Below are 5,921 nucleotides of genomic sequence, written 5' to 3'. Positions count from 1 at the left end.
ATTACAAAAAATCTCACGGATAACCCGTGAGATTTTTTTGTCCGCATAGGACGGCTGATTTCGGATGGTTACCTGCGATTCGTCCGCAGACGGCGTGGCGTCGTTCCTGCGCGCCGATTTGTCACCTACCGCCCGAGGGACGGCAGGTTTACCGTTCGTCGAGCGGTAAGTAACGAGTCCCAAGGGAAAAGTGACGGAGTCTAAGGAAAAATCGTTGGCACGGTGCGTGATAATGCCCCACCTGCTGCGTGGTTATCGTAATGCAAAAGAAAAAGGTTGAGTAGTTCTTCTCTTCTGACCGGAAGAACTACTCAACCTTTATTTTTTAGATTCTAGGGGTGTTCTAAAAATTAGGTTGAGTTGATTTTTGATTTCTTAGAGATGAACTTTTGGCAGTTGAGGAAGGAGCATAGCGGACTATGTGACTGACGAAACTGACAAAAGGGCGCGCTAAGAAACGAAAAGCGACCAAAACCTAAGCACTTTCTTTTGAACATTCCTTATCCCGTAATTTATAGAACACCCCTCTACTTCTTTATTCATTCAGCAGCGTGGCAGCGCCATTGGCGGTGCGAACCACGTAGGAACCGGGCTGCAAGCCCTTCTTCCAGTTGCCGAAGGAGGTGCGGCGCACGAGGCGACCGTCGGTGCCATAGACTTCAACGGGAGTGGCGGCACTGACATTGTCAAGCACGATGGCATTGATACCGGCGTTCTCGCTGAGTTGCACGCTCTGCCACTCGCTCCACTTCGTCGTGTTGGAACCATAGACACCACAGACGCGCCACAGATAGTTGCCGTTTTCTTGGAGGTCCGTGAAGTCATGATGGGTGTCGGTCAAGCCGGAGACGGTTTGGGCGCCGCCGTCCGCATGGATGCCGCCATCGCCCACTTCCTCGGCGGAATAGGTGCCATCATAGATGGAAGCGAAGGAGATGTAGCCGCGCTGAGTGGGAGCAAATTTCACTTTGTAGGGAGCGGAAATGCCGGTGAAGGTCATCACTTGCAACGAACCGTCCATGCTGATTTTCTTGGTGAAACTGATGGTGGTGTTGTTGCTGTTGACAATGGACACCTTCATTTCCACGGAAGCCCCTTCTTCGGGGTAGGCTTTGACAGCCACGGTCACGCTGCCGTCGGAGGGAACAGATTGCAGGGGAGAATAAAGATAGCCTGTAGCGCCCGATTTTCCAATCTTCAGACCTTTCTTGCCGATGAAGAGGTTATAACCGCTCCAACCTTGAACGGGCAGAAGGTCGTTGAGGACGCTGCTGATGTCATCGGTGCCGTCTTCGGTCACGCCCTCAGCCACGCCGGAGAAGTCGGTGGAGATCGAGGGAAGAACGGAGGCTGTGGAGGAGCCGCTCTGTTTGAGTTCAACGGTGTAGCTCTCAACACCGCTCACAGGCTTCCAAGCAGCACGGAAGGAAGTCTTGGTCACGTTCTCACCGGCAGAGACAATCTCGGGTGCGGGGAGTTTCGTGCCACCGTCAAAGACGAAGGAAATTTTGCCGTCGGAAGATTCGGTGATGTTTTCGATGGGTTTGTGGAGGAGGAAAGAACCGTCGGTGTTGGCGTTGAAGAGGATGGCAGCGGGAGTGCTGTAGTCCGTCAGCGACGTGTTATTCTTGGTTCCGGGATAGGGGTCACCGGCGAGGCTGGTGCTTGAGGTGCCGAGTTCGTTGTCGGCGGGAACGTACATGAAGCGGGAGTGTCCCGGCTTGTCGTTCGGCGCGTTTGCCATCCAAACATTCTCGTCGTAGTCCATGTGGAAGACCATCATGCCGTGTCCATACTGATAAGAATCCCACCCTTCCTTCTGGCGATTCTCAAGGAAGAAGCACTCGTTGCGATTTCCTTCGTTGTAGATGACGTATGCCACGGGCTCGGAGGTGATGGCGGGCATGTCGGTGATTTCAGTTCCTTCGGTCAGTTCGATGAGGTCAAGCCAGCCACAGAAGTTGCGCTCGTAGGCTGTGTAGGCGGAGGGGGTATAGCCGGCGTCGTTGTAACTTCCTCCCGACATGACAGTCCAATTTTCCGGTGTGTCGGCACCGCTATAGTCAATATCATAGAGGTCCACCATACCGAGGCAGTGAGAGAACTCGTGGCAGGGCGTACCGATGCCGGTCAGTCGCGTGTCATTACTACTTTCCCATCCATAGATTTCTTGAGAGCAGGCATAGCGGTTCACTTTCACACCGTCAAGATTGCAACGATGTCCGTCATACCAAATTCCGAACGCATGCGGCCAAATGCAGTCCGAACTGTTGCCGCTATAACTTTCGGCATAGCCGGCATAGATGACGTAGAAGTTTTCCACCTCTCCGTCGCCGTCCCAGTCATAGTCGGCAAAATTCACCTGGGAATCCACCGCCTTGGCGGCTTCAAAGACCATGTCCGTGGCGTGAGTGTCGTTGCCGTAACTGCTGTTGCCGCCATAGTATGCCATGTTGGAGCTCACAGTCACAGGGCCCACCACGTCAAAAGTCGGAGTGAACTGACCGTAGGACTGGTCAGAGAAATAATCGGCAACACTGCCGTTGGCACCTTCATAGTTGAAACCTTTCTCGTTGAACATGCGGTCGAAGAGTTCGCGAGTATGGTCTGATCTGAACTTCACGTCTTGAAACTCCACAAGAATCACAAGACCTTTCTTGCTGCCTTTCCAACCTTCAGAAGGGGCTATTCCGATGCGGGAGACAGTGCCGTCTTCGTTGGTGACAGACTTGAAGCGACGGGAAGCGTTGGCAGCGTTGAGACGACTGCGGAATGCGGAGGAGAGTTCGTCGGAAGTGGCAACCTCACTGGCGATGAAAGAGATTTCGTCAGCGGTGCGCAGCGATTTGTCGTGGGCGATGCGCTTCGTGGGCGTCAGCATTTCGCCCTGCATTTGGGCATAGACAAAGGCGCCTTCGGTGGTGCGCATCAAAGGCACGCCGTCAAGGGTCATGTAGCAGTGGAAGTTTTCGTCTCCCACCATTCTCACGGTCAGTTCTGTGCCGTCGGGCTGCTTCACCTTGAGCTTGCCGGGATGGGCGGGAACCGCCCACGCGCTGAGCGTCAAGGTAGCAGAGAGAAGAAGCGTAAAAAGTGTTTTCTTCATAACTTAATAATAATATGTAATGACATAAATAAATTCGTTTGCTTAAGGACAAGTTGGACATCTCACAAGGAACTCATCACTTTTGAAGCGCTGCAAATTTAAGTAAATCTCTTCAAGCGTGAACGTTTTGCCCTTTCTTTTCTTCTTTTTGGAGCACGATGCTTTCATTGAAGGGGTGTTCTATACGTTTTGTCGCTTTTCGCTTCTTCGCGCGCCCTTTTGTAAGTTCCTTCAGTCACATAGCCCGCCAAGTCTTTATGCCTTGACACGCTGCACACCCCTTCACGACACCTCTGCACGCAAATACGGTCAAAAAGATTTGAAAAGGAACGCATAAAGGAAATAAATATTAATTTTGCCTCGTCAAAACCACGGAAAGGTCAAATTCCTCTTCCCAAGAAAGCATTCTCCTCGGAAATCACACACACAACAATAAACACAACACGTTATGAAAAAGTTATTATTCACACTCGCTCTCTGTCTCACCGCCGGCGGTGCGATGGCGCAACAAGAAGAACAAGGTCAGCAAACTCAACCCGAACAAGGCGTGCTGACGGCAGGACAACCCTTTGAAGGAGAATTAGAGATAGAGACCTACGAGAACTATTCGGAGTATCTCCAGCGCATGGGCAATTCGCTTTACTTTAACGGCGTGCACAAACTGAAGATTATTCTCAAAGGAAGCAAGGTTCACGTCATTGACGAGACTACAGGTTGCCACGTCATTGCCAATGACGGCAACCCCGCCGGAAGTTCGGAAAGCAACAAACCCGCCACTCCAGCGAAACGCGGCAGAGGAGCAGGTCTTCTGGGAGGAAACAAATCAAAAGGCAATAGCGGTAACGACTCCGGAATGTCCTACATTCACTTCTGCGACCTGACGAAAACTGGTTTGGACTTTGGCACAAACATCAATGCCATGAGAGTCTTTCTGAACCAAAAAGACTTGAACATTAGCAATTCCAATGCACCCATCACCAGCTACACATTTGCTCCGACTTCCACGAAAAAGGCGATACTTGACAAGGAATGTGTGCTCTATCAAGGAGACATTAACCGCAAAATGGGAGGGATGGACCAAAACTATGAAGTCAAGGCTTGGGTATCTGACATCGCTGCGCCCGCCGGTTTCAAATGGGCTCTTTACTGTTTGGAAACACCCGGCATTCCTCTCAAATATTCCTATAAATATGACGGCGGTCACGTGAGTGTCATGAATGTCGGAGAACTGAGCATGTATTATGAAGCCGACGTGACAAAAATCACTCCCCGCGAAGTGTCTGACTCCGAGTTTGAAGTGCCCGCAGACTACAAAATCTCCAAAGGTGCTAAAAACGCCTTCGCTTTGATGAACTACTATAAAGGCATCAAAAAACAACTTGTCAAAGCCGGCATCAAAGGTGCTCCCAACGAAACCAAGAGTTCCGGCGTACACTATCAAACCAACGACGAATGGGACTTCTAAGACATATCCTACTCCTCTCTGCCTTCCTCTTGCCCGGCGTTCTGCTGGCGCAAGAGGAAGCTGACTATGACCGCAGCTCCCTTCACATCATGATGATTAAGCCGCTCAATGCAAAGTACGGCGACGCCGTGGAGAACGTCTTCCGAAAGATGCCCTTTCCGGAGCGTTTCAACGACCATAATCTCGGGGTGAAGTGCATCTCGTTCGCTGAGACCGGAAAGGACCAAACCCATAATCTCAAGGTTTTCATTGAAAAAACGAACATCGCACAAAAGATGGTCGCTAAATGGTTCAACCGCGACAAACGAACCGGCTCTTTCAACATGGAACTCATCAAAGAACGCGGAACCTACAACGCGAACCTCGGGGAACGCATGGAAGCAAGAAAGAGTCTGCGAGGACTCGCACTGCTTGAAGACGCCGGAGAACTGCTCCTAAACCACACTTACCTGCTTGTCAATGACATCACCTACCAATCAAAAGGAAGCGGTAGCTGGCTTCTTAGTACACTTGCTGGCAACTTCGGTGCTATTCAGAACATCAACGGATTCCAAGTGACGGTGAGGAGTTATCTCTTCCATCTGAAGTGGAACGAGGACTTGACGATGGACTTCTATAAGAACTACTACACGGAAGACGGCACCAAGGAACCTGAGAAAGTCAAGGCGTTTCTTGAATCGGGAGCATCCTACGAAATGGAACTTGTCGGCGACGTCACCAACACGCTGACCGAAAAGCAATTTCGCAAACTGAAAGACCCCGAGACATTCTTGATGATGGTCACAAAGCGAACAATTGACGCCAACATCGCTGACCTGCAACGCGCCTATCCCGACTTCCGAATCAAAGCACCGCTGCTTTCCAACATGCCTTTGAAAGCAGACGTCGGCGTGAAGGAAGGCATTCGCGAAGATTCAAAGTTTGAGGTGCTGGAACGCGTGGTGGCAGAAGACGGAAGAATGACCTACGAACGCGTTGGGCTGATTCGTCCCGTCAAAGGTAAAATCAAGGACAACCGCTTCATGGTTTCGGAAGAAGAATCTGCCGACGCACTATTGGAAGCCACGGAGTTCGAGATAATCTCCGGCAAAGATTTCCTTCCGGGCATGCTCATCCGAGAAGTGTACTAAAGCATTTCGAAGACAAGTGGAAGCCATCCCAAACCTCCACCCAAGAGAGGAGGTACAGCTTCAACATCTAACACACTGAAGAGAGAGAGTCAAAGAGACGAAGGGACGAAGAGTCAAAAAGACAAAGTGATAAAAAGAAAAAGGGGCAAAGACAAATTACTATGTTTGCAACGAGAAACCGCTCACTATGGCTAAATCAGACGCAAGTGAATGTCTCAAC

3 protein-coding genes are annotated in these 5,921 nt (G+C 50.7%); 2 read left to right on the top strand and 1 reads right to left on the bottom strand.

What is annotated here, in order from left to right; all coding sequences use genetic code 11:
• Positions 1–535: 535 nt before the first annotated feature.
• Positions 536–3,106, bottom strand: coding sequence for a M6 family metalloprotease domain-containing protein (locus I6E40_RS10330; RefSeq protein ID WP_235387096.1), 2,571 nt, complete (start codon positions 3,104–3,106; stop codon positions 536–538).
• A 448-nt stretch (positions 3,107–3,554) separates the two neighbouring features.
• Here I6E40_RS10330 and I6E40_RS10325 point away from each other — a divergent pair, with 448 nt between their 5' ends.
• Together I6E40_RS10325 and I6E40_RS10320 are read left to right on the top strand one after the other, a co-directional pair.
• The gene (locus tag I6E40_RS10325; RefSeq protein WP_235387094.1) at positions 3,555–4,571 is read left to right on the top strand and encodes a hypothetical protein; all 1,017 of its coding nucleotides are present in this window, start codon (positions 3,555–3,557) and stop codon (positions 4,569–4,571) included.
• Positions 4,559–5,701: a hypothetical protein gene (locus tag I6E40_RS10320; RefSeq protein ID WP_235387092.1), complete on the top strand. Its 1,143-nt coding sequence runs from the start codon at positions 4,559–4,561 to the stop codon at positions 5,699–5,701. Before I6E40_RS10325 ends, I6E40_RS10320 begins: the two co-directional genes overlap by 13 nt.
• Positions 5,702–5,921: the final 220 nt, after the last annotated feature.

The sequence above is a fragment of the Prevotellamassilia timonensis genome (assembly GCF_021531665.1).
In the GTDB taxonomy this organism is placed as follows: Bacteria; Bacteroidota; Bacteroidia; order Bacteroidales; family Bacteroidaceae; genus Alloprevotella.
The sequence above is the reverse complement of the archived record's forward strand: the minus strand, read 5'-3'. Positions and strand labels throughout refer to the sequence as shown.

Bases quoted from the DNA above. Each gene is read 5' to 3' on its own strand.
- I6E40_RS10325 (WP_235387094.1), top strand. From the start codon at position 3,555: ATGAAAAAGTTATTATTCACACTCGCTCTCTGTCTCACCGCCGGCGGT.
- I6E40_RS10320 (WP_235387092.1), top strand. From the start codon at position 4,559: ATGGGACTTCTAAGACATATCCTACTCCTCTCTGCCTTCCTCTTGCCC.
- I6E40_RS10330 (WP_235387096.1), bottom strand. From the start codon at position 3,106: ATGAAGAAAACACTTTTTACGCTTCTTCTCTCTGCTACCTTGACGCTC.